The sequence below is a fragment of the Methylocapsa aurea genome (assembly GCF_000746085.1).
GTDB lineage: Bacteria > Pseudomonadota > Alphaproteobacteria > Rhizobiales > Beijerinckiaceae > Methylocapsa > Methylocapsa aurea.
The window spans coordinates 19,638-44,252 of sequence record NZ_JQKO01000020.1 but is presented as its reverse complement, the minus strand read 5'-3'; the positions used below and the strand labels follow the sequence as shown (position 1 = coordinate 44,252).

Sequence of the window (24,615 nt, the reverse complement as noted above, 5' to 3'; positions counted from 1 at the left end):
AAGGTCAGCCTCAAACCTTCGATCGCTTGCGCCTTTGAAAGAAGGACGTGGATAAGCGTTCCCTTGTCAAGCGAATCAAGGGTCTCCATTACAGCTTGAATTAACGCGGGATTGCGCTGTCAAACTTTCTCAGCGACGCCAACTGCCGCCCAATTCCAACTCCGCCCGGAATGAGGATGTTAGCAATTGCTAAAAGGTCGGGCGGAACCCTTGCACCCGTCTCGAGTTTTGCACCCGACATCTCTGCTAAATTTCGGGAGATTGCGATGGAACGACGCGCATTCTTGAAACTGCTTTGCATTGGAGCGGGTGTGGCGGCAGCAGTGGCGCCTGCGAAGGCTTTCAACTCGTTCACGCCGCTCGCCGCGCCGGACCATGATCTGGGTTTGACGCCGCAGCCGGGCGTCGCTACCTCGGAAGACATGGAGCACGCGCAAGTCGAGAAAGCTTATTATGGCCATTGGCGTCGCGTTAATCGTCGCGTTAATCGTCGCGTCTATCGGCATGAACGGCGCGCGATCCGCCGCTGGCATCGGCGTACTTATTACTGATAGATTACTGATAGCGGCGGACGGGGCGCACCAGGCTTCTGTCAGCCACGCGCTCGTTGATGGGCTAGTCGCAAGTTAGCGCCGAGAAGTGATGCGTGCGGCAGGGAGCTACATTCGCGGGTATTTTCCCCGGCCGCGATCTCTCGTCAACCGGCAGGTGGCGCCGAGAGAGATGGTCCGTTCGGAGTGGGCGCTCTACCGCCGGTAGATTTGTTCGCGCAGCGACCGGTTTCGGGACGAGCTGATCAGCGCCCGAGCGACGGACTTGGGTCGTCAGCCTCCAAACCTCCCACGGGCGTTGATATCCGATCCGCATCATCGTGTCGCTCGCTCAAAACGAGACAGGCAGTTTTCGGCCCGACCACGCCATAGACAGAATGGCCGGTTACGAAATTGCAGGCCGGGGAGCGGACAGGCAGAAATCCACCCATTGCAGAAATTCAAACTGAGACGCTACCGCGCCGCTATATCTCTCTTGTGCGCGCGCAAACAGCTGGATTTGGATCGACCCCTTCACGCCGCGGCCGCGATGCGCGCCAGAAGCGCGCTTTTGACCCCCGCCGCGCGCTCAGGCGTCAGCGCGAGGCGGGCCGTCTCGATGGTCGCCTCGGCGACGATCCGCCCGGGCGCCGCCGACAACACAATGATGCGATCGGCCAGCGCGATTGCCTCGTCGACGTCATGCGTGACGATGAGCGTCGTCGCCTTGCGCGTCTCGACAAGCGCGATCAATTCTTCGCGCAGGCGCATCGCCAACGCGGCGTCGAGGGAGACGAAGGGTTCGTCGAGGAGAAGAAGATCCGGCTTGATGGCGAAGGCCCTGGCGATGGCGACGCGCCGCGCCAGGCCGAGCGATAGCTCCCCCGGAAAATGATCCAAATGCAGGTCGAGGCCGAGCGCCGAGGCGATCTCGGCGAGGCTGGTTTCGTTCGAGGCCCCGGCAAGCCGCAGATTATCCGCGACGCTGCGCCAGGGCAGCAGTCTCGGCTCCTGGAAAACCATGCCGATCTTGTGGCGGGAGGGCAAGGCGAGGCGGCCCTCGAAATCCCGATCGATGCCGGCGATGATCCGCAGCAAAGTCGTCTTGCCGCAGCCGGAGGGTCCAAGCAGGGCGCAAACCTCGCCTTCCTTCAAACTGAAGGCGACGTCGCGCAGCACGACGCGCATGGCGCCGGCGGCGGTCCGAAGCGTCTTGGACGCGATGGCGATTTCAAACTTGATGCGGTCGCCAGCGGGAGACATGTCGCTCGATCGGTTGCACAACGAAAGTCTCGATCGTCAGCATGAGGCCGACGAAGGGAAGGGCATAGGCTAAAAGCCGGGTCACGTCGAAGAGTTGAAAGGCGATGCCGATCTCGAAGCCGACGCCATTCGGGCGCCCGAGCAATTCCACCACCAGGACGATTTTCCAGACCAGCGAGAGGCCGGAGCGCGTGGCCGCCGCGAGATAAGGGGCGAGCTGAGGCAGGAAGACATGTCTGATCCTTGTGCGCAGCGGCATGGCGAAAACCCGCGCCATTTCATCGAGGCTCGCATCGAAGGCGCGGGCCCCTTCGCGCACCGTCGCCGCCGTATTTGGCAATTTATTGAGCGCCACGGCTCCGATCGCCGCGACTTCGTTCAGACCGACCCAGATATAGGCCAATACGATGATCACCAGAGCCGGAAGGTTCAAGAGCACGATGAGCCAGGGATCGCACAGATTGTCGATTGTCTTGTTGCGCCCCATGAGCATGCCGAGCGCGGTCCCAAGCCCCATCGCCAGCGCGAAAGAGGCCGCGACGCGGCCGAGCGTGGCCGCCAGATTGATGAAAAGCGCCCCCGAGCGCGCTTCCGAGCCGATGACCACCAGGACCTCGAACGGCGCCGGCAGCAGGCGCGCTCCGGCGATTTTCGATCCTAACTCCCAGACCAGCAACAGAAGCAGCAGCGACGCCAATCGAAACAGCACGGGTCAGCGACCCGACGGCGCTTGATAGTAGACGCCGGGGTCGAGCTCCTTTGCCGGACCGACAAGCTCCGGCCCGCCAATCTCCGCAAGGATGCGGTAAAGCGCCCGCGCGTCGGCCGCTTCCTCCTCGATCGATCGGCGCGGGACGCCCTCGACGTAGCTTTGCCTATAGAGCGCGAGTTGCGCGGGGTCGGCGACTCCGATCCGGGGCGCGAGCTTGGCCCAATCCGCATCGGAATGGACGAGCGCCTCCTTGGCCTGCGCTGCGACCTTAAAAAAGCGCGCCAGCGCGGCGGGATTTTTTTGCGCGAGGCTTTCATCGAAAACATAGCCGACCATGGACACGGGTCCCTTGGCGCCAAGACGCCGCTCCACCTCATCCATGCCAATGAGACGCCGAAAGCCGCGCGCTTCGAGCGCAATGCAGAAATTCCAAAAATTCAGATTGGCGTCCGCCTCGCCGTTCACGGCTTTTTGATAAAGCAGCGCCGGCGCGCCATAAACAACATTCGCCTCCGCCTTGAGATCGAGGTTTGAAACCTGGGCGAGCGCCTGCAGCAAAAGCCAGCTCTTATCGAGCGGGCCGCCGGCGACCGCCAGCGTCTTTCCCTTCAGATCGGCAATTTCCTTGAGCGGCGAGCCGGCGGGAATCATGACCGCGCCAAGCGCGCTCGAATAGGGCGCGAAAACGAGCCGGACGCCAAGGCTTCTTTCGCGGGCGACCCACAGCCAGTCGCTGAGAATCATGTCGACCGAGCCGCTCATCAGGGCGATCCGCGCGGCTTCGGGAGACGCTAGCTCGGTAACCTCGATTTCGAGGCCGGCGGCTCGGTCCAGGCCGCGCGCTTGGACGATCCCGAGTTCCCAGGCGAAAGTTCCGGTTTTTTGCGCCGCCACCCGCAGTTTGTCGGCGGCCCGGGCTTGAGGCAAGACTTGGGGCGAGGCTTGCGACAAGACTTGGGTATTGAAAAATGCCGCGAGAATGAGGTAAAGCGCCACGGGCGCGGAAAAGCCCCGGCTGCGGACTGCAAGCGCCCACAAAGAAAGCGCCGCCAATAGGCCGACCGATCCGATGACGGCGCGGTTGCGCTTGATTCTTTTCGAGTTCGGGTTGTCTTCGGCCATGCTGTCAGGATACATGTTTGCTCGGTAAGCTATAATGAGGGTCGCTAGATCGGCCCGGTTCAAAGGCCGCATGCGAGACCTTTATCGAATGCCCCTCGCACAAAGGGAAGGAAACTGGAAATGAATTTCAAATTTGTCTGCATGGCCGCCGCTGCTGCTTGGGTCGCATCCGCCGCCGGCGCCTTGGCCGCAGACGCCGCCGCTGGCGAGACGCTCTTTAATCAGAAGTGCAAGGTCTGCCACCAGGTCGGCGAAACCGCCAAGAATTTCGTCGGCCCGGAGTTGAACGGCGTGATTGGGCGCAAGGCCGCCTCTGCCGCCGATTATGCCTATTCCGACGCGATGAAGGCTTCGGGGCTGACTTGGGATGAAGCGACGTTCAAGGAGTTCCTCGCGGGCCCGAAAGCCAAGGTCGCCGGCACGAAAATGATCTTCGCCGGACTGCCGAAGGAAACAGATAGGGACAATATCGCCGCCTATCTCGCCCAGTTCGACGCCTCCGGCAAGAAAAAATAGGCGAAAGCGCTCCGGCAGGATCATTCCAGCCCGGAACATCCGCTTCAAAGCCCCTCGCGCCGCACCAGCATGCCGCGCGAGGGATCATAGGCCCTGATCGCCGCGGCGAGGAAGACGATCGCAGCGCTCAGCACGACCGCAAGCGCGAAAGGGTTGATCTGTTCGTAAAAGGCGAAGCGGATCAACTCGACGGCATGGGTGAACGGGTTGAGCTCGCAGGCGAATGCGAGCCAAGGACTGCCCTCCCTGACGCGCCAGAGCGGATAGAGCGCCGAGGATGTGAAGAACATCGGGAAAATGACGAAATTCATGACCCCGGCGAAATTCTCCAATTGCTTGATCAGCGACGACAAGAGCATGCCGAGAGCGCCGAACATCAGGCCGGACAGAATGAGCGCCGGAGCGAGCGTCAGATAGCCCCAGGGCGAGGGCGGCTCGATCTCCCAGAAATAAGCCACAAGCAAGAACGCATAGACTTGAAGCAGCGACACCGCCACCCCGGCGACAAGCTTCGAGGTCAGCAAGAACCAGCGCGGAAACGGGCTGACGAGAAGCGTTCGCATATTGCCCATCTCTCGATCATAGACCATCGAGAGCGACGATTGCATGCCATTGAACAGTTGAATCATCGCCATGAGGCCAGGCGTGATGTAAACGTCATAGAGCACATAGGTGTCATAAGGCGGAATGATCGATACGCCCAGGACCGACCGAAACCCCGCCGCGAAGATGAACAGCCAGACCAGCGGACGCACCAACGCCGAGACGAAGCGCTCGCGCTGATGCAGAAACCGCAACGCCTCGCGCCAAACGACGCCTTTGAGGCAAATCGCATATTGGGCGGCGCCGAAACCCTTCAGACCTAAGTCCTTGGCGATCTCCTTGGCGATCGCCGCGTCGTTCGAGGCCGGGTTGGTCATCTGGCGTCCTCGGCTCTGCCCGCGCCGGTCAGTTTGGCGAAGGCGGCGCCGATGTCCGCTGCGCCGGCGCGGGACGCGACTTCGCCAACATTGCCTTTGTCGATCAATTGGCCGCGATGCAAGACGAGAACGTCGTCGCTCGCCTCGATCTCGTCGATGAGATGCGTCGCCCAGAGCACGCTGATGCCTTCGCCCGCGACGAGGCCGCGCACATGGAGGAGAATATCCGCGCGCGCCCTGATGTCGAGCCCGACCGTCGGCTCGTCGAGAAGGAGCATTTTCGGGCGATGCAGCAGCGCGCGCGCAATCTCGACGCGGCGGATCTGGCCGCCGGAAAGGTCGCGGGCCTTGTCGTCGGCGCGATCGGCCATCTCGACCTGCTCCAGCACTTCACGCGCGCGCTGTTTGGCCTCGCGCCCGCCAATCCCATGCAGCGCCGCGTGATAGGCAAGATTTTGCGAGATCGACAGATCGAGATCGAGCGTTCGCGCCTGAAAGACGACGCCAAGGCGGCGCAAAGCCTCGCCAGGCGCGCGGCTAACGTCCCAGTTGAAGATGCATATCGCGCCGGACTGGGCGGCGAAAAGACGCGTGATCAAAGAAAACAGCGTGCTCTTTCCGGCGCCGTTGAGGCCGAGCAGCACGGCGAAACGGCCCGGCCCGACGCTGAAGGAGACATTGTCCAGCGCCTTGCGCCGGCCATAGCTATGGCTGACGCCCTCGACCTCGAGAGCGGCGGCGACCCCGTTGTGCCTTTCAGGCGTCACAGAGGTCATTGTATTGGGTCATTGTCTTGCAATCGCAACGCCCCAAGGAAATGATCCGACCGCGATCGATTTCACGACCTTGAGGGCGGCTACGTCGATCACCGAAACATCGTTCGACACGCCATTGGTCGTATAGAGATATTTGCCATCCGGGGTAAAGGCCAATTGCCAGACCCTTTGCCCAACGAGAAGATATTTCTCGATCCGTTTCGTCGCCGCGTCGATCACCGCGACGCGGTTGGCCGGACCAAGCGCCACGAAGGCCTTGGCGCCATCCTGCGTGAACCGCACGCCGACCGGCTGAATGGCCTCCTTCGAAAGACCTGGGATCGTGAAAGCGATCTTCTGCTTGACCTGATGGCTGGCCGCGTCGATCACGCTGACCGTGCCGCCGACTTCGGCCGAAACCCATAATTCAGACCCATCGGGCGTAAATTGCGCGGAGCGCGGCCTGGCGTCGACGAGGACATTGGCGAAAATCTTGCGCGTTTGCGTGTCGATGAGATGCGCCATATTCGTCGTTTCCGACGTATTGACGAGCACCTTGCCGTCAGGGCTCAGGGCCATTCCCTCCGGTTCGACGCCAACCGGAATTTCGGCGACCGCTTTGCGCGTCGCGACGTCGATCGCAGTCACCAGATTGTTGTTCTCATTCGACGTATAGAGAAGCTTGCCGTCTGGGCTCAAGATCAGGAGTTCGGGATCGGGGCCGGACGGCAGATGGCCGATAATTTCAAGCGTCCTGGTGTCGAGGATCTGGATCGCATCCTCGTCGCCGGCGCAGATGAACAACTGCCCGCCGTCCTGGCTCAATGCGATCCCGCGCGGGCGCTGGCCAACCTTCACCGTCTTGACTACCGCCATTTTATCGGTGTCGATGATCGAGATCGAATTGCCTTTTTCGTTCGAAACATAGGCCGTGAACGCTGCGGCTGGCGACGAAATGGCCAGCGCCAGAACGCCAAGCGCGCAAAGGCGCAAAGAAAAATTCATCATGCCGCGCCTCGCCTGAAAAATCATTGCAGTTTGCATTTCGTCTCTGGCTGATCGACGCCCAGCGTATCGAGTTCCGATGTTTGATGCAGAAAGCCTTCCTGCGGCGAAACCGACACGATCATGCGGCCATCGCCAAGGAGAATGGGCTGGCGCAATTGCTGGTTCCACCGCCGCAAGGTCAGCTTTTGGCCCTTGAAGGCGGCGATGGAAAAATCCGGTCCGGTCAGATAATCGCGGATGGTCTTGGGATCTTTGGAACGCGTTCGCGCGGCGGCCTCGCCGATCATGCGCATCGCGATCCAGGCCTGATTGTCGCGCTCGTTCATCCGCCTCGCGGCCAGTTTCGCGAAGCGGTTCTGCAATTGGATCGCACCCCATTGCTCATGGCTTGCGTCCCAGCTGACCGGCTTCAACCCGGCCGAACCCGCGACCGGGCGCGGATCGAAGGTGCGATAGGGCAGATAATTGGCGAAGACATCGCTTTCGTCGGCGGCGACGAGCACATCATAGGCCGGCGCGTTCTGGGTCGCCACGGGCACGAGCCTTTGCGTCTGCACGCTCCCGGAATCGGAGCGCCGGCCGCCGCCCAAATCCTCATAGGCCCGCTCATCGACGATCTTGGCGCCGAATTTTTTCGCGGAGCGCCGCAGCGCATCCGCATAGAGTTGGTCCTGCGGATGCGACCCCTTCATCAGAAGCCAGCGCTTCCATTGTTTCCAGACGAGATATTGGGCGAGGCCGTCGGCGAGCATGGCATGGGAGGGCGCAACATGGATCATGTTGGCGCGGCAATTTTCCTCGCGCAACGTCTCATCGGGAGCGCCGACATTGAACAACAGAATATCCGCGTCCTTGGCCGCATTGGCGAGCGCGAGGGTCTCGGCGGCGGGAAGATCGACCAGGATCAGCGATGCGCCGGCCGCCGCAAGGCCCTTCAGAGCCGCGACGGGATCCTCGCCGGATTTCAACCTAACGTCCTCGATCGCAAAGGCCTGATCGAGAAAGCGTCCCGTCGTATTATTATCCTCCACCGCAAGCCTTGCGCCGGCGACGCCGTCGTCATCAGCTGGAATATCGAGGATCGAAATGGTCTCGCGGGGATGCGGGGCGCGGATGAAGCCGGCCTTGACGCTGACGATCTCCGCCGCCCGCGCCGGCAGGACGGCCGCCGTTAGCGTCATGGCGAGGAAGCCCGCAAGAACGCATCGCGTGAAAATCATGGCTGGATGATGATCCCGCGGCCTTCGCCGATCAAGGTTTCGCGCTGCGTTCGACGAATAAATCTTTCAGCGGCGCCGCCAGGGCGGTGACCAGTCTCAGCATCATCTGTTCATTGGGCTCTTCGGCGATATAAACGTCCTTGAACTGGGCGCGCCGGAGTGGCGCCGCCGCATCCGCCGAAATCGCTATATGGACGAGGTCAACGACCTCAAGCCCGGACTGGCGGGCGAGGCCGACGAAGATTTCCGCGCTGCGCTTCGAATAATGCAGGACGGCGCCGATTTCTCCCGCCGCGATGAGCGCTTCGGCTTCCTCGCTCAGGGATTCGGCCGCCTGCGCCGCATAGACTTCGATCGTTTCGACGCCAATTCCAGCCCCAGCAACCTCTTTCTCGAGGTCGGGCTTGCGATCGCGTCCGGCGAGATAGACGAGGCGGCTGGAGGCGGCGACATGCGCGGTTACGCTCGCCGCGAGGGCCCGCGCGTCCGGGGCGACCAGTGCGGCGCCCTCGAAGCCGCGTTCGCGGGCGGCGTCGAGGGTCCGCGCGCCAACCACGAACAGCGGCATGAGGCGGCGGGCTTCCGGCAACGGCCAATCCGGGGCATCGGAAAACAATTCGAAGGCCTGCGCGCTGGTCGCGAGGACGCCGTCGATGACGCCGCGCGGCCATTCGGCGCCGGTCGGCACCATGTCCAGAACCGGAGACAGGATCGCGCTGTGGCCATTTTCAGCGAGCTTGGCGGCGGTGCGCGCGGCTTCATCCACGGCGCGTGTAAGCAAGACCAGCATGTCTCTAGGCCTCGAAGAAATGAGCTGGGATGCGGGCGAGGAGATCGCGTCCGGCGGCCTGTCCAAGCGCCGCAGCCTGGTCCGGCGGCCCGCTCAAAACCGACTCAAAAAACCGCGACCCGTCCGGCTTCAGCACCATGGCGTGAAATAGGAGGCTGCCCTGCTCGATCCGCGCATAGGCCCCGATGGGCGTTTTGCAGGAGCCGTCGAGCACATGCAGGAAGGCCCGCTCGGCGGCGAGGGCGGAGCCGGTCGCCGCATCGAGCATCGGCGCCACAACGTCCCGCATCGCGCCATCGGACGAGCGGACGGTGACGGCGATGGCGCCCTGCCCCGCCGCCGGGACAAATTCCCGCGCGTCGAGCACGGCCGTCGCGCGAGCTTCGAGGCCAAGCCGCTTGAGGCCGGCGAGCGCCAAAAGCGTGGCGTCCATCTCGCCCGCCGTGAGTTTGGCGAGCCTTGTCGCGACATTGCCGCGCAACAGCGCGATGGAGACATCGGGACGCAGCCTCTTGACCATGGCCCCGCGACGCAGCGAAGCCGTGCCGACGATGCCGCGCGGCGGCAAGCCGAGCGGATGGCTGGCGCAGGGAGAAATCCAGGCGTCGCGAACATCCTCCCGCGGCAGATAGCCGGCAATCGCGATCTCGGCGGGCAGGACGGTCGGCAGATCCTTTGCGGAATGTACGGCCATGTCCACCTCGCCGCGCATCAAGGCGATGTCGAGCTCTTTGGTGAAGAGACCCTTTCCGCCCGCCTCGCTCAGCGACCGGTCCAAAATAGCGTCGCCGCTTGTCTTGATGACGACGATTTCGATCGCGTCGGCGTCGATTTGATGCGCGAGCCCAAGGCAATGTTTGACCTCATGCGCCTGGGCGAGGGCCAAGGGGCTGCCGCGCGTCCCAATTTTGAACGCGATCGTCAGGTCCTGTGGTGAGCTGGAGTGAAGAATCGACGGGTTTCCTTAATGGACAGGATGGCTCTATAGGATGGAAAATAATGCGGCCGATGTTGGACGCCATCAGTCGTTCAAGCTCGATCGCATCCCTGGAGCGATTCCTGTTCGATGGACTCATCCGATCGAACGGAAATCGCTCAGGTTCTAAAGGGTTGGAGCCGAGGCCGGCCGCGAGCGAGGCCGACGCCGATTGGCATGAAAATGCGGCAAAGAAAAATCGAAGCGCTGTCGCGGTACTCATAATCGCGAAAACGCTCGAGAGGAACCACTTTGAAAGGGGCCCATGCTCGTTCTCGGCATTGAAACGACTTGCGATGAAACCGCCGCCGCCGTGGTCCGGCTGCAGCCGGGCGGAGCGGGCGAAATTCTCTCGAATGAGGTCATGAGCCAGATCGCCGAACATGCCGCCTATGGCGGCGTCGTGCCGGAGATCGCGGCGCGCGCGCATATCGAAGTCATCGACCGGCTGGTTCAACGCGCACTCGAACACGCCGGGGTCAAATTGGCCGATCTCGACGGCGTCGCGGCGGCGGCGGGACCAGGCCTCATCGGCGGCGTCATCGTCGGTTTGACCACGGCCAAGGCCTTGGCTTTGGCGAGCCGCAAGCCCTTCATAGCGGTCAACCATCTCGAGGCGCATGCCTTGACGGCGCGCTTGACCGACGAACTCGCGTTTCCCTATCTGCTTCTTCTCGTCTCCGGCGGCCACACCCAGCTCGTCGCCATCAAAGGCGTCGGCGATTATCTTCGTCTGGGCTCGACCGTGGACGACGCCGTCGGCGAAGCCTTCGACAAGGTCGCCAAAATGCTTGGCCTTCCCTATCCCGGCGGACCGCAGGTCGAAAAAGTCGCGGCGGAAGGCAACGCCACCCGCTTCGATCTTCCCCGCCCCATGCTCGGCAGGGCGAAGCCGGACTTTTCGCTTTCCGGCCTCAAAACCGCCGTTCGTCTCGAGGCGCAGCGCATCGCCGCTTTGACCCCGACCGACGTCGCCGATCTTTGCGCCTCCTTCCAGGCCGCGGTGGTCGATACGATCATCGATCGCTCGCGCGCGGGCTTGCGGCTGTTTCGTGAAACGGTCGGCGCTCCCAACGCCATGGTGGTGGCGGGCGGGGTCGCCGCCAATGGCGCCATCCGCCGGGCCTTGATGCGATTTTGCGGCGAAAGCGGGCTGCGGCTCGTCTTGCCGCCGCCGCAGCTCTGCACCGACAATGGCGCGATGATCGCCTGGGCGGGACTGGAGCGCTTGTCCCTCGGCCTCACCGACGACATGACTTTTGCAGCGAGGCCGCGCTGGCCGCTCGACGCCAATGCGGAAGCCGCGCATAACGGCAAGGCCTGAACCTCACTGCGCCAATTCCTTCAGCCCGCGCTTGATCAGCGCGGCGGTTGGCGCGTCCTCCCCTAACGCGGCGACGCCAGCCGCCACCGCCGCCGCCGCCTGCGGCCGGCCATAGCCCAAATTGACCAGCGCCGAAATCGCGTCATTTGCTGCGCCGGAAGCGGCTTTGGCGTCATCGGCGCCGGCCGCGCGCAAAAATGCGGGATCGACCGCGCCGATCGCGGGCGCCTTGTCCTTCAATTCCGCAACGATGCGCGCGGCGAGTTTCGGTCCGACTCCTGGCGCTCGCGAGATCGCCGCTTTATCTTGAAGCGCGATCGCGGCGGCGAGGTCCGAGGGCTCCAAAATGCTCTGAACCGCGAGGGCCACTTTGGCCCCGACGCCTTGCACGGATTGCAAGAGCCGGAACCATTCGCGCTCCGCTTCCGAGGCGAAGCCAAAGAGCCGAATCGAATCCTCCCGCACTTGCGTCTCTATGGCGAGCGAGGCCGGCTCGCCTGGCCGGGGCAATCTCTGCAAGGTGCGACTGGAGCAATGCACGATATAGCCGACGCCATTGACGTCGAGGATCACGAAATCCTCGCCGTTGGAATCGATGACGCCTCTAAGCTTGCCGATCATCGCGCGGATCGCCGGAGTTGCGGAGGTCCTTCGATATGAAGGCTCCCCTAAAAACCATTCTCAAGCACGGCGTGACTGAGGCTTCGGCAGGAAAATGCGCCGACCGAAGGAGCCGGAGCGCTCTCGCCGGCGCGCCGCTCATCACAACGCCGCGCCTTTCGAGCGCCCATCGCGGATGGCGGGGGCGTCGGACCATTTGCGGCTCATGCGAAGCTGCGCATGAGTGATCGCCACCGCGAGCGCATCCGCCGCGTCGGCGCTCTTGGCCTCGCTCAAGGGCAGAAGAAATTTCACCATCATGGCGATCTGGGCTTTTTCGGCATGGCCGGTCCCAACGACGGTCTTCTTGATCAGATTGGCCGCATATTCGGCGACCGGCAGGCCGGCGAGCGCCGGCGCCACAAGCGCTATCCCGCGCGCCTGGCCAAGTTTGAGGGCCGATTGCGGATCGCGATTGACGAAAGTCTCCTCGACGGCCGCCTCTTGAGGCTCGTGAGCGGCGATCACCGCCAAAAGACCTTCATAGAGCTGGCGCAAACGCTGGGCCAGCGCGGCCTTCTCGTTCGAATGAACAAGGCCGCTGGCGACATAGGCGAGCCGCGAGCCCGAAACCTCGATCACGCCCCAACCCATGTTGCGGAGCCCGGGATCGATGCCGAGGATGCGAATCGCTGCGTGCTGCATAGCCGCCAGCCTAACCCGGATGGCGGCCAATGGGGAGCGCAAGAGCGCTTGCAAATCCGCAAGAATCAGAAAGCAGCTTTAGCTCTTTGTTTCATCGCGTTTTCTTAACGCGAACCGGGGCCCACTTCGCTCGAAAATGCTCAAGCGACGATTATCATCACTCCATGAGCATGCGCTTCAAGAGCTCGAGCTCCTCCGACAAGCTTCCGTCGCTCGTAGTCAGGCCCTCGATCTTGCGCACCGCATGGAGCACTGTCGTATGGTCTCGGCCGCCGAACCGCCGCCCGATTTCAGGCAGCGATCGCAAGGTCAGCACCTTGGAAAGATACATGGCGATTTGGCGCGGGCGCACCACATTCGCGGTTCGCCGCGAGGACAGGATATCGGCGCGGCTCACATTGAAATGGCTGGCGACGAGTTTCTGGATGTCTTCGATCTTGACCCGTTTCGGCTCATGCGTTCGCACCAGATCGCGTATCGCGAGTTCGGCGGTCTCGACTCCGAGCGGCGCGCCATTCAACGATGCATGGGCGAGCAACCTGTTGACGGCGCCGTCAAGATCGCGGCCATTGGTCTGAATGACGCTTGCGACATAGGCCATGACGGCGGGCGGAACTTCGAAATTCGGATGCGCCGTTTTGGCCGCGCCGATCCGCGCTTCGAGAATCTTGATTCTGAGCGCTTCGTCGAGCCCTCCCATTTCGACGCAAAGGCCGCCGGCAAGACGCGAGCGAACCCTCTCGTCGAGGCTTTCGAGATCCGCCGGCGGACGATCGGCCGCGATCACGATCTGCCGCCGCGCATCGATCAAAGCGTTCAGCGTGTGGCAGAATTCCTGTTGAATCGATTTGCCTTGCAGGAATTGGACATCGTCGATCACCAGGACATCTATGCCGCGCAGCTTTTCCTTGAAGGCGATAGCGGTCTGCGCCTTGAGGGCCGAGACGAAGCCATACATGAAGCGCTCGGCGGTCAGATAGATGACGCGCCGCGTTCCCGCCGAGGCGGCATGCGCGACCGCTTGAAGGAGATGCGTTTTGCCCAGCCCCACCGAAGCATGGAGATAAAGCGGATTATAGAGGAGCGAATCTTCCGCCGTCGCCGACGCCACCTTCTGCGCGGCGGCATGGGCGAGCTGATTGGACTTGCCGACGAGGAAACTCGAGAAATTCAGGCGCCGGTCGAGCGGCGAACCGGCGATGATGTCAGCGTCGCCGGCATCGGACGAGGTCCGCGCGGCGCGCTCGAAGGTCCTTTGCGCTGAAGACGGTCTTGGCGCGGCTGGAGCGCCTTCGCAGGCGGCCCCAAAGGATGCGGCGCTTTTTTCGTCGTTCCCATGCGCGCCGATCGCCGAGACGTAATCGCCGCGCCCAGACGCGCCGGCCGGCGCGTCTGGGCGCGGCGGCCGGCTCGAAGAGCGAACCGTAATCGACAACCGCTTGATTTCGGGAAATTCAGCTGTGAGCGCCGGCAAGATCTTGTCTGCGTAATGCGACTGAATCCAGCTCTTCAAAAACTTGGTCGGCACGGAAAGATAGGCGTTCGGCTCCGAAAGGCCATCAAGCTCGAGTCGTCCGAACCAAGAGGAGAAAACATCGTCGCCGAGTTCGGCGCGCAGGCGCCGACAGATCCGCATCCATGCTTCTTCTTTGGTTGCGACGTTGCGAGGAGCGAACGATTCGCCCCGATCTCGAGGATCGTTCATGTGTCCACACCAATCCAGCATCGCTCTTCTTCTATGAATCGAGGCAAACAACGGCTGCCGCTGAATCGCGGCGCCGATAAGATGTCGTGATGAGATGGGAATCCGCGAGGCGCGCGAGACCTAGCCTCGAGCGCGCCAGCGATGCCGCGCCGTCGCCCAATATGCCGCTTCCGCAGGCGCAGGCTCAAAATTTGATGCACGCGAGAATTGAAGCTGATAACGGACAAACAGATTCACGGCCACAGTCCCCCTTTGGCCCCCGCATTGTAAAGCACGGACCCTCATTTCAAGAACCAAAACAATCGTCAAATCTGCACTTACAATCACATGCAACTTAAAGAAACGGGTGTCGCCTTAATAGATTCAGTTGAGAAAATTCGTAACGAAATCCTTACGCACAGATGCTCCCATGCCATTTGCACAGGCGAACGCCGCGCTTTTACGCGCCTTATTTCAAAAAAACCGGAAATTGCGTCGGCAACGCGCCTTCAACTCTTCGTCACGCGCATCCCAACCGCACCAAGACCTTAACATAGGGCCCGGCCTCCGCAAGGCGTCCCTTAACGAAAAATTCATGTTGACGGCGCGCCGTCGTCCGGGGTCCTCCGAAGCAAACCAGTCGGACCGACCTAAACGCCTGATTTCCCGCGAATCCACGGCCCGGAAAAGGGACCGAAAAATGGGTTCCGACGCCTCCCGCTTGGGCCAAAAAAACTTGTCCACCGGCCGCGACCTGGCGCCAAAGCGCCGGAGCCGCAGCTTCGACCCGTCCTTTAGCGACAAGCTGTTGAGTTGCATGGAAAATAGATGTCCGACGCGAATCGTGCCGCTTAGAAGGGGGCGATCGCGCGAGGCGCATTTTTTTGCTGCAACGCAAAGAAAAAGCCCGACTGACGCCGGGCTTTGATTGAAAAAACTCTTACGCCATCAACCGGCTTTTATCACTTGCCTAAAGCATTAACCCGCCGATTGAGCCGCGATACTTTGCGCGACGCGGTATTCTTATGCACGATGCCTTTTTGCGCAGCCCGCATGACCAGAGGCTCCGCAGCCCGCAGAGCCGCGAAAGCCGCGTCCGAATCGCCGGAGGCGATGGCCTCTTCGACCTTGCGAACATAAGTGCGCATCTGGCTGCGGCGCGACTTGTTCACCTTGGTGCGACGCTCGATCTTACGGACGGCCTTCTTGGCCGAGGATGTATTCGCCATATAAACAGGTTCCTGAACGAGGGCTGTCATAGATAGCCGTCGCCGCGAAGAGCGGCCGGCCAAAGCCCGAGAGGTCGTGCTTATAATCACGAACGCTCCCGCCCGTCAACGCCGGAGAAGGCCGCTCAGCCTCGCCGCTTCGCCTTTTGCGCCGGACCCGCCATGACCGATGGAGGGCGGAGGCCGCGGGCGCCGGGAGACTTTGTCCCGACATCCTTAGAGCATGGTCTTAAAAAGTTGATCGACTTCTTCGATATTGAGACATCGGATATATCCGATGTCTCATGAGAACCTGCTCCAAATCATTGAATTAGAGCGCTTCCCGATCGGATGGCGCCATCTGATCGGGAAGCGCTCTAATGGGTCTTCGCGGCATGATCGAGGACCGCGTTCACGATGTCGATGGGAATTTCGATCCAGTCCGGACGCCGATCGGCTTCGTCATTAATGTCCTGCAGCGCTTTTTCGAGGAGGTAGAGGATGAGCAGGCGCCGTCGCGTCGCCTGATCCTCTATCCAGACCGGAGTGTCGCGGGTTCCCTCCATATAGGCCTCGACGAAAATCCGGGAGAATTCGACAAGTTGCTCGCTCAGTTTCGTCGCGGCCGACGTCGGGTCCGGCAACAGCCGCGCGATATCGCGTTTGGCCACGGTCGCGGCATAGGCAAAGGAGCGGAGCATGTTCGCCACGTCGCGCAAGGGCGATGCCTTGGCGCGCCCGCCTTCGATTGACCGTGAAAAATTGGCCGAGAAACCGACGATGATCACGTCGTCGTTGACGACCAGCGCCCGGCCAAGATGAAAATCGCCGTGAATGCGGATCTTGATCGCGCCCAGCGGCTCTTTGGCCAGGGCGTCGATCAAACCGAGACATTCTAGCCGCCGCGCCAAAAGCCGCTTGGCCCCGGCTCTGGCCTCGTCGCTTGCGGCGTCGATGCGCTCCAATCGCTCGAAGGCGCGCTCGGCCGCGTCTTTTGCCGCTTCCGCCTCCTGAATTACGTCAGCGAGGGTCAGGGCTTCGGACCGGAAGGCGGGTTCCTCGGTAGGGGTCGCCAGCGCTTGATGCATTTGCGCGGTGCGCGAGGCCAGCCGCCGCATATGCGGCACATAGGTTGAAAAGCTTTCCGGCGGCGATTCATCATCTTGCGCCGGCGCCAGAGCGTGCGCTTCCAAAATGCGCTTCAAGGCCTCGAGCGTCCAGGTCCAGGCGTCGCCCTGGCAACGCACGAAGGTCTGCAGGATCGCCAGCGTGGCGCGGGCGCCTGCGCCATCGACATGCTGGACGACGCCGAGCACGGGAGGGGTATTGGCGAAATGGGCGACTTCGGTCAAAAAGCGCCCGATCTCGACCTCTGGAGAATCGCCGATCTGCAATCGCCTATAGATTTTCAGCATCATGCGATTGCCGAGGACGAGCGCCGACTCGCAATGTTCGGCGCCGATGGGATAGACGTCGGCGGATTCGACCGCCGGCTCATCGACAAGCCGATGAGTTGGAGCGAAGACGATGGCGCCGCCCCGGTTCGAGGCCAATTTGTCGCCGCGCCGGAGCGCCTCCAGCATGGCGACGCCGTACTGCCGGCTGGAGCCGGCATCGTAAAGCAGGCCGGTGATTGCCGCGCGCCGCAGCTTGGCGACGGCAAAGGCGAGCGCTGGCTGATCCTCGCGCTCCTGCTCCGCCGTAAGCGGCGTGAAATAGGTCTCGACCTGGCCGCCAGCCAAATGAACGTCGAGCAAGGGGAGAACGAAACGACCCTCTCCGCCGTCGCGAAGCACCGCGAAATCCTTCACGAAGACGCTATGGATCGGCGTTCCTTGAGCGTGGAACCAGCGCCGGGAGGTCAGATATCGCGGCGCGACAGTGCGCTCGAAGGCGATCAGTTCGCGGCCGGAGAAAATCGTTTCGAGCTTGCCGGTGATGACTAGCGTAAATAGCTCCGGCGCGGGTTGAAAACCGAATTGATCCTTGTTCGCCTCCACGCTTTCCAGCCTGAACCAGAAGAAACCATAGGCCGGCAGCGTCAGAAGATAAGGTTGCGCGCCGATCGGCGGGAACAGACTGCCCGCGGTGAGTTCGACTGGCGCGGCGCCCTTGAACTCGCCAAGATCGAGCTCCACCGCCTGCGGCGCGCGCGACACATTGACGACGCAGAGAATGCGCTCGTCCTTTATCTCCCGGAGATAGGCCAAAACCTTCCGGTTCGCCGGGTAAAGAAAGCGCAAGCCGCCGCGCCCGAACGCGAGATGCGACCGGCGCACCGCGATCATGCGCCGCATCCAGGTCAGGAGGCTCGATGGGCTGGCGAGCTGGGCCTCGACATTGACCGCGTTGAAGCCATAGACGGGATCCTGGATCGCGGGCAGAAAAAGCCTGGCCGGATCGGCCCTGCTGAAGCCGCCATTGCGATCGACCGACCATTGCATCGGCGTGCGCACGCCGTCGCGATCGCCAAGGTAGATGTTGTCGCCCATGCCGATCTCATCGCCATAATAAATCACTGGCGCGCCCGGCATGGAAAACAGCAGCGAATTCAAAAGCTCGATCTTCCGCCGGTCGTTTTCGAGCAAAGGCGCCAGGCGGCGGCGAATGCCCAGATTGATCCGGGCGCGCCGATCGGCGGCGTAAAAGGACCACAGATAGTCGCGCTCCTTATCCGTCACCGTCGCAAGCGTCATCTCGTCATGGTTGCGCAGGAAGATCGCCCATTGCGCCCCCTCTGGAATTTCCGGCGTCTGCCGCATGATGTCGGTGATCGGATGGCGATCCTCCTGCGCCAGCGCCATATAGATGCGCGGCATGAGCGGAAAATGAAAAGCCATATGGCATTCATCGCCTTGGCCGAAATATTGCGCAGTCTCTTCCGGCCATAGATTGGCTTCGGCGAGCAGCATGCGGTCCGGATAGCGGAGGTCGAGCGCGGCTCTGATCTTCTTGACGATCGCGTGGGTCTCGGGGAGATTTTCGCACGTCGTGCCTTCCCGCTCGATCAGATAGGGAACGGCGTCAAGCCGCAGCCCGTCGACGCCCATGTCGAGCCAGTAGCGCATCACGTCGAGCACGGCTTCGAGAACGCGTGGATTGTCGAAATTCAGGTCCGGCTGATGCGCGTAGAAACGATGCCAATAGTAGGCCTTGGCTTCCTCGTCCCAGGTCCAGTTTGACTTCTCCGCATCAAGGAAAATGATCGGCGCGTCCCTATACCCCTGATCCGTGCCGGCCCAGACATAGAAGGCGCGCGCGGCGGAGCCCGGCTTTGCGGCGCGGGCGCGCTGGAACCAGGGATGCTTGTCCGAGGTATGGTTGATGACGAGTTCGGTGATGACCCGCAGGCCACGCTGATGCGCCTCCCGCACGAAATGCTTGAAATCGCGGAGCCCGCCATAGGTCGGATTGATGCCCCGATAGTCGGAAATATCATATCCGTCGTCGCGGAGCGGGGAGGGATAGAAAGGCATCAGCCAGATCGCGGTCGCGCCGAGATCCTTCACATAATCGAGCTTATGAATGAGGCCGCCAAAATCGCCGACGCCATCATTGTCCGAATCGAAAAACGATTTCACGTGCAACTGATAGATGATCGCGTCGCGATACCATTGCATGTCATTGCGATGGATCATGGGATGAGTTTCCTATGGGCGGGCCGCACGCGGAGGGAGGGGCCGCCAAGGAGATAGATCAGCTTAGGGTGAGATCCGATGCCGACGATCGTCCGCGCCTAAACATACGGCCCTTTCCGGCCAAGAATCATAGCCAAGAATGCGGAATCGCAGTTTAAAATCATGACGGAGAATCGCCGCGGCGCCAAGCGGCGCAATCAGCGGTCTAGGCCAGGGCCAATAAACCGCCGACGCTCTCGGGGAAAACGAAGCCGAAGGGAATTTGCGGTTGCAGGAGCCTGCGGCGATCCCAGAATCCTGCACCCAAACACTGAGGGTGCGACGCTTCAGCTTGAATTGAGATAGGGCGCGCGTTCGATTTCGCTCGGAGGCGTCGCGCTCTGCGGCAATCGCCCGCAAGGCCGCAAGTGGATCCGTCAAGAACACGCAAGAGGACGAATAGTTACAGCAGCTTTGGGAAGCCGCCAAATCGTAAGGGCGCTTCAGGAGTCGCGCCCTAATGCCCGCGCGTCGTCCAAACCGGCGCGGGCGCGCTCCAGGCCTCGGCTGTTCCCATCGCCTCTGGCGTCGCCAGCAAACCCTCGGGCTCCGCCAGATCGGTTTCGCCGCCGAGCGCCTGAAGGTAGCGCGCGGCCCAATTGCCGATGCTATTGCAGCGCAGCGCCTCCATCATGGCGCCCCAGCGATCCTGACGTTCTTCGAGCGACATTGCAAAGGCTCTTGCGATGGCGGCCGCGGTCGCCTCGATATCGTATGGGTTGACGATTAGCGCGGTTTTCAATTCCTGCGCGGCGCCGGCAAATTGCGACAGGACGAGAACGCCGGGGTTTTCCGGCGATTGGGCCGCGACATATTCCTTTGCGACCAGATTCATGCCATCCCGCAACGGCGTGACGAGGCCAACTCTGGCCATTCGATAGAGGCCGGCGAGGGCCGATTGGCTCATCGCCTTGTTGACATAGCGCAGCGGCGTCCAGTCGACATCGCCCCATTTACCGTTGACATGGCCAACCTGCTCGGCCAACTCGCGCTGGATCTTGGCGTATTCGGGAACCTCGGAGCGCGACTTCGGCGTGATCTGCAGCATTGTCACGCGAGACCTCGCCGCCTGCGGCGAATGTTCAAGGAAAGTGGAAAACGCTTCGACTCGCTGTTTGATGCCCTTTGAATAGTCAAGCCGGTCGACGCCGATGATCAATTCCCGGCCTTCGAGGCTGGCGCGCATGCGTTTGACCACGATGTTCTTTTCAGCGACGCGCGCCTCCTGAGCGAAGGCTTCGGCGTCAATGCTGATCGGAAAAGCATCGACCTGAAACCTCCGGCCATAGGCCTCGCACCAGTCCTCGCCGACGACGCGTCCGGCCTTGGCTTGAACGAGGCAATCGCGGAAGTTTTCCGCGTCGGAAGGCGTTTGGAAGCCGACGAGGTCATAGGCCGAGAACGCGCGAAGGATGCGGTCATAGGCGGGAAGCGCGGCGGCGATGTCGGGCGCTGGCCAAGGGATATGCATGAAAAACCCGATCCGGTTGGCGCAGCCGATCTGGCGCAGAAAGCTTGCCAGCGGGATCAAATGATAGTCATGCACCCAAACGACGTCGTTCGGCCGCAACAGCTTGGCCAGCCGCCGGGCAAACTGCTCGTTGACCCTGAAGTATCCGGCGGCGGCGCGCGCCGACAGATTGGCGAGGTCGAGGCGGTAGTGGCAAATCGGCCAAAGCGCCCGGTTGGCGAAGCCATGATAATAATCGTCGAGATCCCGGCGGGAGAGGTCCGTCAGCGCATAGCTGATCGGCCCGAAGCTTCGCGCTTGCGTCGCAGGCTCCGCCTCCTGGCTGATTTTCCCCGACCAACCGAACCAGACGCCGCCTCGCATCTTGAGCGCGGCATGGAGCGCAACGGCAAGTCCTCCCGCGGACGGTTCGGTCGACGAAGTCGGCGCAGGCACGCGGTTCGATACTACGACCAGTCTACCGCCCGATTCATTGCGATTTACCGTGACCGGCTTGTACAGGAGCTCGAGATGAACCATGAGCGCGACCACCTCCATTGCTTACACTGACTTCGGGTTGACAACGCCTCATCGAAACAATGGTTGCTTGACACCTAGAATGGTTCCCACATTAACCAGATCTATTTGTCTATATTAGGAAACAACAATGGCAAAGTTACGGCTGGGCAATGTGCCCGCCGTTGAAATAATTTAAGAATTGCTTCTCGAGATTCTGATCTCGGGGGATTTCGAGGCGACTTGCGCCGGCGAACAAGGGCGATTCGAATCACCCTTCCCTCATCGAGCCCCGCATCGGTTCTGGAGGCTCGCCCTTAGCGCGTATTCCGAACAGATTGGTTCAATCTGTTCGACGAGAATATGCTTGGACTCTTTAGACACTGGAGCGATTTCCGATCGATCAAATGACTCCATTCGACCGGAAAGCGCTCAAGCGGCGACTCAGCCGAAGATGATGGTCGTGTCGGTCGCCCTTTGGATCAACCAGAGGATGGCGATGATCGCGATGATGAGCGACCCCACCGGCAGCGCCACCCGCGTGTAGAAGACTGTCCTCCGCATCCAGAACAGGATCGGCAGGACGGCCGCGACGACGGCGAGCTGCCCCAACTCCACGCCGACGTTGAAGGCGAGGAGAGCCACGGCCTTGCCGCCCGGAGGCAGTCCAAGATCGGTCAGCGCGTTGGCGAAGCCAAATCCATGCATCAACCCGAAGACGAAAGCGGCAACCCATATCCGCCGGGATACGACCGGAAAGAGATTGTTGAACGCAGCGATCGCGACCGAAGCGGCGATGACGCATTCGACGAGTTTTGAGGGCAATTCCACAATGTTGAAGACCGCCGCCGTCAAGGTGATCGAGTGGGCGACTGTAAAGGCGGTGACGATCCGCACCGTCGCCCAGAGGGCGCTGGAGAGCGTCTTGACCGGGATCCACCGCTTATTCGATCGAATAACCACCGCCGAAAGCAGCAGCGTGATCAGGAACAGCATATGATCATAGCCGGTCCAGATATGGTGCATGCCATGAGCGACGAAAGCTCTGAAAACGACGAGGCTGCTTTCGGATCCAAAGTCGAAAACCGCGGACATCGCGTCCGGCGTCATCACATTGGAGCGGCCTTGTTCGCCTTTGGTGACATTCACCAGTCCGCGATGCTGCGCGTCGGCCTCGAACATCAGATCATAGGCGACGGTGATCCGGTCCCCGAGTTCCCCGCATTGGCCGGTAAAGGGAATAATCGCGTAATTTTCGCCGCCGCGCGCATCGATCTTGATGGGCTCGGGAACCAGCTTGCATGGGGCTTCGATCGGCCCGATCGAGAGATTTTCCTCGGCGAGGGCGCCGATTTCCTCCTCGCGCTGGCGCACCTCGCCCCAGGTCAATTTGCCGTCGCCATTGGCGTCGAGGTCCAAGATAAGGTCGAGGTCGCGCAACGCCAGTTCGAGTTGCCCCGAAACCTGATGGTCGCCCACGTTCACGCGCAAGAACCCGTAGCTTTGCGCATGCGCCTCGGCGCGCGTAGCGGCGAAAATGGACGCGCAAAAAAGAACGGCGGCCGTGCAAAGCCAGGCAATAGAGCGGTTCATCAGCGTTTCTCCGCGATCTGGTCCTGGAGCGACTTGATCCGAATGTCATTGAGGCCGGTCGCCTTAATGAAGCCGAGAACATCCGCCGCGGCGGCGCGATCCCTCGCGGCGAGAGCCGCTTGCAGGACGAGACGCGCGTCGGCGATCTCCTTCTGCGCTTTCCAATTGGCCTCCGCCAGCGCAAGCGCCGTTGCGGGATCGCCTTTGACCTCGAGTTCGAAGCGCGCTTCTTCCCGCTGATGGATCGCCACCTTATTGGCCCGATCGGCGGCGAAGCGTTCGCCAAGCACGCTGGCCCATCGGGACGCCCGCGGATCGCCCACCGCCTTGCCTGCGATCGCGAGCCGCAAGAGCACGACATCGGCGTCGCTGCGATCGGCGAGCAGCGTCAGCACCTCCGCCGGCCGACCGGCGTCGAGCAGATAATCGGCATAGGCGACGAGCGTTGGAACGTCATCGCTATTGGCGGCGGCGTCGGAAAAACGCCGATTGGCCTCCTCGGTCAGGCCAAGGCCCGACGCGGCGTCCGCCGCCAGGGCTTGCGCCCAGCGCCGGGTTTCGGGTTTGGCCTTTGCGTCGGCGGCAACGGCTTCGTCTGCCGCAAGCGCTTCGGCTAGCCGCTCTAGCGCCTTTGCCGACGAACCGGTCGCGGTCTCGACCCCGGCGAGGCAGATAGCGGCCTCCAAGGGCCGGACGCTCGAGGGAAGCTTGCGGCAATCCTCTTTGGCGGCATCGAGCGCGCCGATGGTTTGTCGAACGAAGGCGCGGGTGAGACGCGCCTCCCCATTCTGCGGATCAATGGCGAGGATGGCGTTGAGATCGGCCTCGGCGCTGGCGAAATCATGCAGGTTCTGGCGGATCACCGCCCTCAGCAGGCGCGCCGACGCCGGCGGCTCTCCCTGGGACCACCAAGGGCCAAGCGCGGCTTGCGCCTGGCCAAAACTGCGGAGGTCCGCGCCAGCCTTCCCTTCGCGGATGGCGAGGCGGGCGACTTCCACGGCGGTCGCGAGATCGTTGGGATTCTCGGTGAGTTTCTTTTGCGAGCTGCGGAATTCGGACTGATTTGGAACGGACGCCGGCGGGACAGTGGCGAGGACAGCCTCATCGTCGGTTGGCCGATAGGGAGCGGCGTTTACTGGCGCGCCCGCAAGCAATACACCCGCCGCCAAAAGAGCCATACTCCAAGCTCGCCGTCCCCTTTCTGGGACGGCGGGTATCAGAACCCGCATATTTTATGCCTCCCTGGCGGCTTGCCGCCGCTGTGGCTTCATAGGTTCGCCGCGCAAGGCGGTCAAGCGCGAGCGCCGAACCCGGCGGGCCCGGGACGCCTACTTGGTTCCAAACATCCGGTCGCCGGCGTCGCCGAGCCCGGGGACAATATACCCGTGCTCATTCAGCCGCTCATCGATGGCCGCAGTCCAGATCGCGACATCGGGATGCCCGCCGCGAACCTTGGCGATTCCCTCAGGGGCGGCGAGCAGGCACACGAAACGGATTTCCCTTGCGCCGCGTTTCTTCAAGCCGGCGATGGCGGCGCTGGCTGAATTGCCCGTCGCCAACATTGGGTCCATGAGGATCACGAGCCGCTCGGGAAGATCCTGCGGCGTCTTGAAATAATATTCGACCGCTTCGAGCGTTTTCGGATCGCGATACAGGCCGATATGGGCGACGCGCGCGGAAGGCACGAGATCTAGCATGCCATCGAGAAAGCCCGCGCCCGCGCGGAGAATCGGCGCGAATATCAGCTTCTTGCCGGAAATGACCGGAGCCCGCGTTTTCGCGACAGGGGTCTCGATCTCGATCATCTCGAGCGGCAGGTCGCGGGTGACTTCGTAGCAAAGCAGCATGCCGATTTCATTCAGCAATTGCCGGAAGCTCTTCGTCGACTGACCGCGCTCGCGCATCAAGGTGAGCTTATGCTGGACCAGGGGATGGCCGACGACGCTGACCCCCTCCGCTGCGTTTTCCGCCATTCGAAGCCCCCGCCTTCCGTCTGCTGGAGCGCCTTCGGATTCAGCGGAATCGGAAAGCTGCTCTAGATCTTTG

Annotated in this window: 21 protein-coding genes; 3 read left to right on the top strand and 18 right to left on the bottom strand. The window is 61.9% G+C overall.

Features of this window, described 5'->3' with window-relative positions:
• The first annotated feature begins 176 nt into the window (after positions 1–176).
• Positions 177–551: a twin-arginine translocation signal domain-containing protein gene (locus DL86_RS13530; protein ID WP_162180437.1), complete on the top strand. Its 375-nt coding sequence runs from the start codon at positions 177–179 to the stop codon at positions 549–551.
• A gap of 513 nt (positions 552–1,064) precedes the next feature.
• On the opposite strand, the gene DL86_RS13525 is transcribed toward DL86_RS13530, so the two are convergent.
• Genes DL86_RS13525 through DL86_RS13515 form a run of 3 tightly spaced genes read right to left on the bottom strand, consistent with a single transcriptional unit; the run spans position 1,065 to position 3,642 of the window.
• Positions 1,065–1,793, bottom strand: a complete 729-nt coding sequence (locus tag DL86_RS13525; RefSeq protein WP_051953419.1) for an ABC transporter ATP-binding protein — start codon at positions 1,791–1,793, stop codon at positions 1,065–1,067.
• Positions 1,762–2,499, bottom strand: coding sequence for an ABC transporter permease (locus tag DL86_RS13520; RefSeq protein ID WP_036262503.1), 738 nt, complete (start codon positions 2,497–2,499; stop codon positions 1,762–1,764). The genes DL86_RS13525 and DL86_RS13520 overlap by 32 nt, the downstream gene beginning before the upstream one ends.
• A 6-nt stretch (positions 2,500–2,505) precedes the next feature.
• Positions 2,506–3,642, bottom strand: coding sequence for an ABC transporter substrate-binding protein (locus tag DL86_RS13515; RefSeq protein WP_245276374.1), 1,137 nt, complete (start codon positions 3,640–3,642; stop codon positions 2,506–2,508).
• A gap of 105 nt (positions 3,643–3,747) precedes the next feature.
• Here DL86_RS13515 and DL86_RS13510 point away from each other — a divergent pair, with 105 nt between their 5' ends.
• On the top strand, positions 3,748–4,143 hold the full coding sequence (locus tag DL86_RS13510) for a c-type cytochrome (RefSeq protein WP_036262450.1): 396 nt from the start codon (positions 3,748–3,750) through the stop codon (positions 4,141–4,143).
• A 44-nt stretch (positions 4,144–4,187) separates the two neighbouring features.
• Here the strand turns inward: DL86_RS13510 and DL86_RS13505 are convergent, their stop codons facing one another.
• The 6 genes from DL86_RS13505 to hemC are packed head-to-tail and all read right to left on the bottom strand — an operon-like array spanning position 4,188 to position 9,761.
• Positions 4,188–5,063 (bottom strand): ABC transporter permease, encoded by an 876-nt coding sequence (locus DL86_RS13505; protein WP_084572914.1) that lies wholly within the window; start codon positions 5,061–5,063, stop codon positions 4,188–4,190.
• Positions 5,060–5,839 (bottom strand): ABC transporter ATP-binding protein, encoded by a 780-nt coding sequence (locus DL86_RS13500; protein ID WP_051953417.1) that lies wholly within the window; start codon positions 5,837–5,839, stop codon positions 5,060–5,062. The genes DL86_RS13505 and DL86_RS13500 overlap by 4 nt, the downstream gene beginning before the upstream one ends.
• Before the next feature lie 9 nt (positions 5,840–5,848).
• Positions 5,849–6,823, bottom strand: coding sequence for a YVTN family beta-propeller repeat protein (locus DL86_RS13495; RefSeq protein WP_036262498.1), 975 nt, complete (start codon positions 6,821–6,823; stop codon positions 5,849–5,851).
• Between the two features lie 23 nt (positions 6,824–6,846).
• Positions 6,847–8,046, bottom strand: a complete 1,200-nt coding sequence (locus tag DL86_RS13490; protein WP_051953416.1) for an ABC transporter substrate-binding protein — start codon at positions 8,044–8,046, stop codon at positions 6,847–6,849.
• A gap of 31 nt (positions 8,047–8,077) precedes the next feature.
• Positions 8,078–8,836 carry a uroporphyrinogen-III synthase gene (locus tag DL86_RS13485; protein ID WP_051953414.1) on the bottom strand — a complete coding sequence of 253 codons (759 nt, stop codon included), beginning with the start codon at positions 8,834–8,836 and terminating at the stop codon, positions 8,078–8,080.
• A gap of 4 nt (positions 8,837–8,840) precedes the next feature.
• Positions 8,841–9,761 carry a hydroxymethylbilane synthase gene (gene hemC / locus DL86_RS13480; RefSeq protein WP_036262447.1) on the bottom strand — a complete coding sequence of 307 codons (921 nt, stop codon included), beginning with the start codon at positions 9,759–9,761 and terminating at the stop codon, positions 8,841–8,843.
• Positions 9,762–10,077: 316 nt separating this feature from the next.
• On the opposite strand from hemC, the gene tsaD reads away from it, so the two are divergent.
• The gene (gene tsaD / locus DL86_RS13475) at positions 10,078–11,136 is read left to right on the top strand and encodes a tRNA (adenosine(37)-N6)-threonylcarbamoyltransferase complex transferase subunit TsaD (RefSeq protein WP_036262444.1); all 1,059 of its coding nucleotides are present in this window, start codon (positions 10,078–10,080) and stop codon (positions 11,134–11,136) included.
• 3 nt (positions 11,137–11,139) lie between these two features.
• On the opposite strand, the gene ruvA is transcribed toward tsaD, so the two are convergent.
• The 9 genes from ruvA to upp form a co-directional block, all read right to left on the bottom strand.
• A complete protein-coding gene (gene ruvA / locus DL86_RS13470) occupies positions 11,140–11,757 on the bottom strand; it encodes a Holliday junction branch migration protein RuvA (RefSeq protein ID WP_036262441.1) in 618 nt (205 codons plus the stop codon).
• 141 nt (positions 11,758–11,898) lie between these two features.
• Positions 11,899–12,441 carry a crossover junction endodeoxyribonuclease RuvC gene (gene ruvC / locus DL86_RS13465; RefSeq protein WP_036262439.1) on the bottom strand — a complete coding sequence of 181 codons (543 nt, stop codon included), beginning with the start codon at positions 12,439–12,441 and terminating at the stop codon, positions 11,899–11,901.
• Between the two features lie 157 nt (positions 12,442–12,598).
• Positions 12,599–14,146 carry a chromosomal replication initiator protein DnaA gene (gene dnaA / locus DL86_RS13460; protein ID WP_051953411.1) on the bottom strand — a complete coding sequence of 516 codons (1,548 nt, stop codon included), beginning with the start codon at positions 14,144–14,146 and terminating at the stop codon, positions 12,599–12,601.
• Positions 14,147–15,087: 941 nt separating this feature from the next.
• Positions 15,088–15,354 (bottom strand): 30S ribosomal protein S20, encoded by a 267-nt coding sequence (gene rpsT / locus DL86_RS13450; RefSeq protein ID WP_036262493.1) that lies wholly within the window; start codon positions 15,352–15,354, stop codon positions 15,088–15,090.
• 356 nt (positions 15,355–15,710) lie between these two features.
• Positions 15,711–18,971 (bottom strand): maltose alpha-D-glucosyltransferase, encoded by a 3,261-nt coding sequence (gene treS / locus DL86_RS13445; protein ID WP_036262429.1) that lies wholly within the window; start codon positions 18,969–18,971, stop codon positions 15,711–15,713.
• Between the two features lie 496 nt (positions 18,972–19,467).
• On the bottom strand, positions 19,468–21,000 hold the full coding sequence (otsA, locus tag DL86_RS13435) for an alpha,alpha-trehalose-phosphate synthase (UDP-forming) (RefSeq protein WP_084572918.1): 1,533 nt from the start codon (positions 20,998–21,000) through the stop codon (positions 19,468–19,470).
• Between the two features lie 420 nt (positions 21,001–21,420).
• Entirely contained in the window at positions 21,421–22,569 is a 1,149-nt protein-coding gene (locus DL86_RS13430; RefSeq protein ID WP_036262422.1) for a HupE/UreJ family protein, read from the bottom strand.
• The gene (locus DL86_RS13425) at positions 22,569–23,747 is read right to left on the bottom strand and encodes a hypothetical protein (RefSeq protein WP_036262420.1); all 1,179 of its coding nucleotides are present in this window, start codon (positions 23,745–23,747) and stop codon (positions 22,569–22,571) included. The genes DL86_RS13430 and DL86_RS13425 overlap by 1 nt, the downstream gene beginning before the upstream one ends.
• Before the next feature lie 150 nt (positions 23,748–23,897).
• A complete protein-coding gene (upp, locus tag DL86_RS13420; protein WP_036262417.1) occupies positions 23,898–24,542 on the bottom strand; it encodes a uracil phosphoribosyltransferase in 645 nt (214 codons plus the stop codon).
• Between the last annotated feature and the right edge of the window lie 73 nt (positions 24,543–24,615).

What these genes read in the sequence shown, in the direction of transcription:
- DL86_RS13490 (WP_051953416.1), bottom strand. Translation starts at nt 8,046, where the DNA reads ATGATTTTCACGCGATGCGTTCTTGCGGGCTTCCTCGCCATGACGCTA.
- dnaA (WP_051953411.1), bottom strand. Translation starts at nt 14,146, where the DNA reads ATGAACGATCCTCGAGATCGGGGCGAATCGTTCGCTCCTCGCAACGTC.
- DL86_RS13495 (WP_036262498.1), bottom strand. Translation starts at nt 6,823, where the DNA reads ATGAATTTTTCTTTGCGCCTTTGCGCGCTTGGCGTTCTGGCGCTGGCC.
- DL86_RS13530 (WP_162180437.1), top strand. Translation starts at nt 177, where the DNA reads ATGTTAGCAATTGCTAAAAGGTCGGGCGGAACCCTTGCACCCGTCTCG.
- DL86_RS13525 (WP_051953419.1), bottom strand. Translation starts at nt 1,793, where the DNA reads ATGTCTCCCGCTGGCGACCGCATCAAGTTTGAAATCGCCATCGCGTCC.
- DL86_RS13505 (WP_084572914.1), bottom strand. Translation starts at nt 5,063, where the DNA reads ATGACCAACCCGGCCTCGAACGACGCGGCGATCGCCAAGGAGATCGCC.
- treS (WP_036262429.1), bottom strand. Translation starts at nt 18,971, where the DNA reads ATGATCCATCGCAATGACATGCAATGGTATCGCGACGCGATCATCTAT.
- rpsT (WP_036262493.1), bottom strand. Translation starts at nt 15,354, where the DNA reads ATGGCGAATACATCCTCGGCCAAGAAGGCCGTCCGTAAGATCGAGCGT.
- DL86_RS13430 (WP_036262422.1), bottom strand. Translation starts at nt 22,569, where the DNA reads ATGAACCGCTCTATTGCCTGGCTTTGCACGGCCGCCGTTCTTTTTTGC.
- upp (WP_036262417.1), bottom strand. Translation starts at nt 24,542, where the DNA reads ATGGCGGAAAACGCAGCGGAGGGGGTCAGCGTCGTCGGCCATCCCCTG.
- DL86_RS13515 (WP_245276374.1), bottom strand. Translation starts at nt 3,642, where the DNA reads ATGTATCCTGACAGCATGGCCGAAGACAACCCGAACTCGAAAAGAATC.
- DL86_RS13425 (WP_036262420.1), bottom strand. Translation starts at nt 23,747, where the DNA reads ATGGCTCTTTTGGCGGCGGGTGTATTGCTTGCGGGCGCGCCAGTAAAC.
- tsaD (WP_036262444.1), top strand. Translation starts at nt 10,078, where the DNA reads ATGCTCGTTCTCGGCATTGAAACGACTTGCGATGAAACCGCCGCCGCC.
- DL86_RS13510 (WP_036262450.1), top strand. Translation starts at nt 3,748, where the DNA reads ATGAATTTCAAATTTGTCTGCATGGCCGCCGCTGCTGCTTGGGTCGCA.
- otsA (WP_084572918.1), bottom strand. Translation starts at nt 21,000, where the DNA reads ATGGTTCATCTCGAGCTCCTGTACAAGCCGGTCACGGTAAATCGCAAT.
- ruvA (WP_036262441.1), bottom strand. Translation starts at nt 11,757, where the DNA reads ATGATCGGCAAGCTTAGAGGCGTCATCGATTCCAACGGCGAGGATTTC.
- ruvC (WP_036262439.1), bottom strand. Translation starts at nt 12,441, where the DNA reads ATGCAGCACGCAGCGATTCGCATCCTCGGCATCGATCCCGGGCTCCGC.
- DL86_RS13500 (WP_051953417.1), bottom strand. Translation starts at nt 5,839, where the DNA reads ATGACCTCTGTGACGCCTGAAAGGCACAACGGGGTCGCCGCCGCTCTC.
- DL86_RS13485 (WP_051953414.1), bottom strand. Translation starts at nt 8,836, where the DNA reads ATGCTGGTCTTGCTTACACGCGCCGTGGATGAAGCCGCGCGCACCGCC.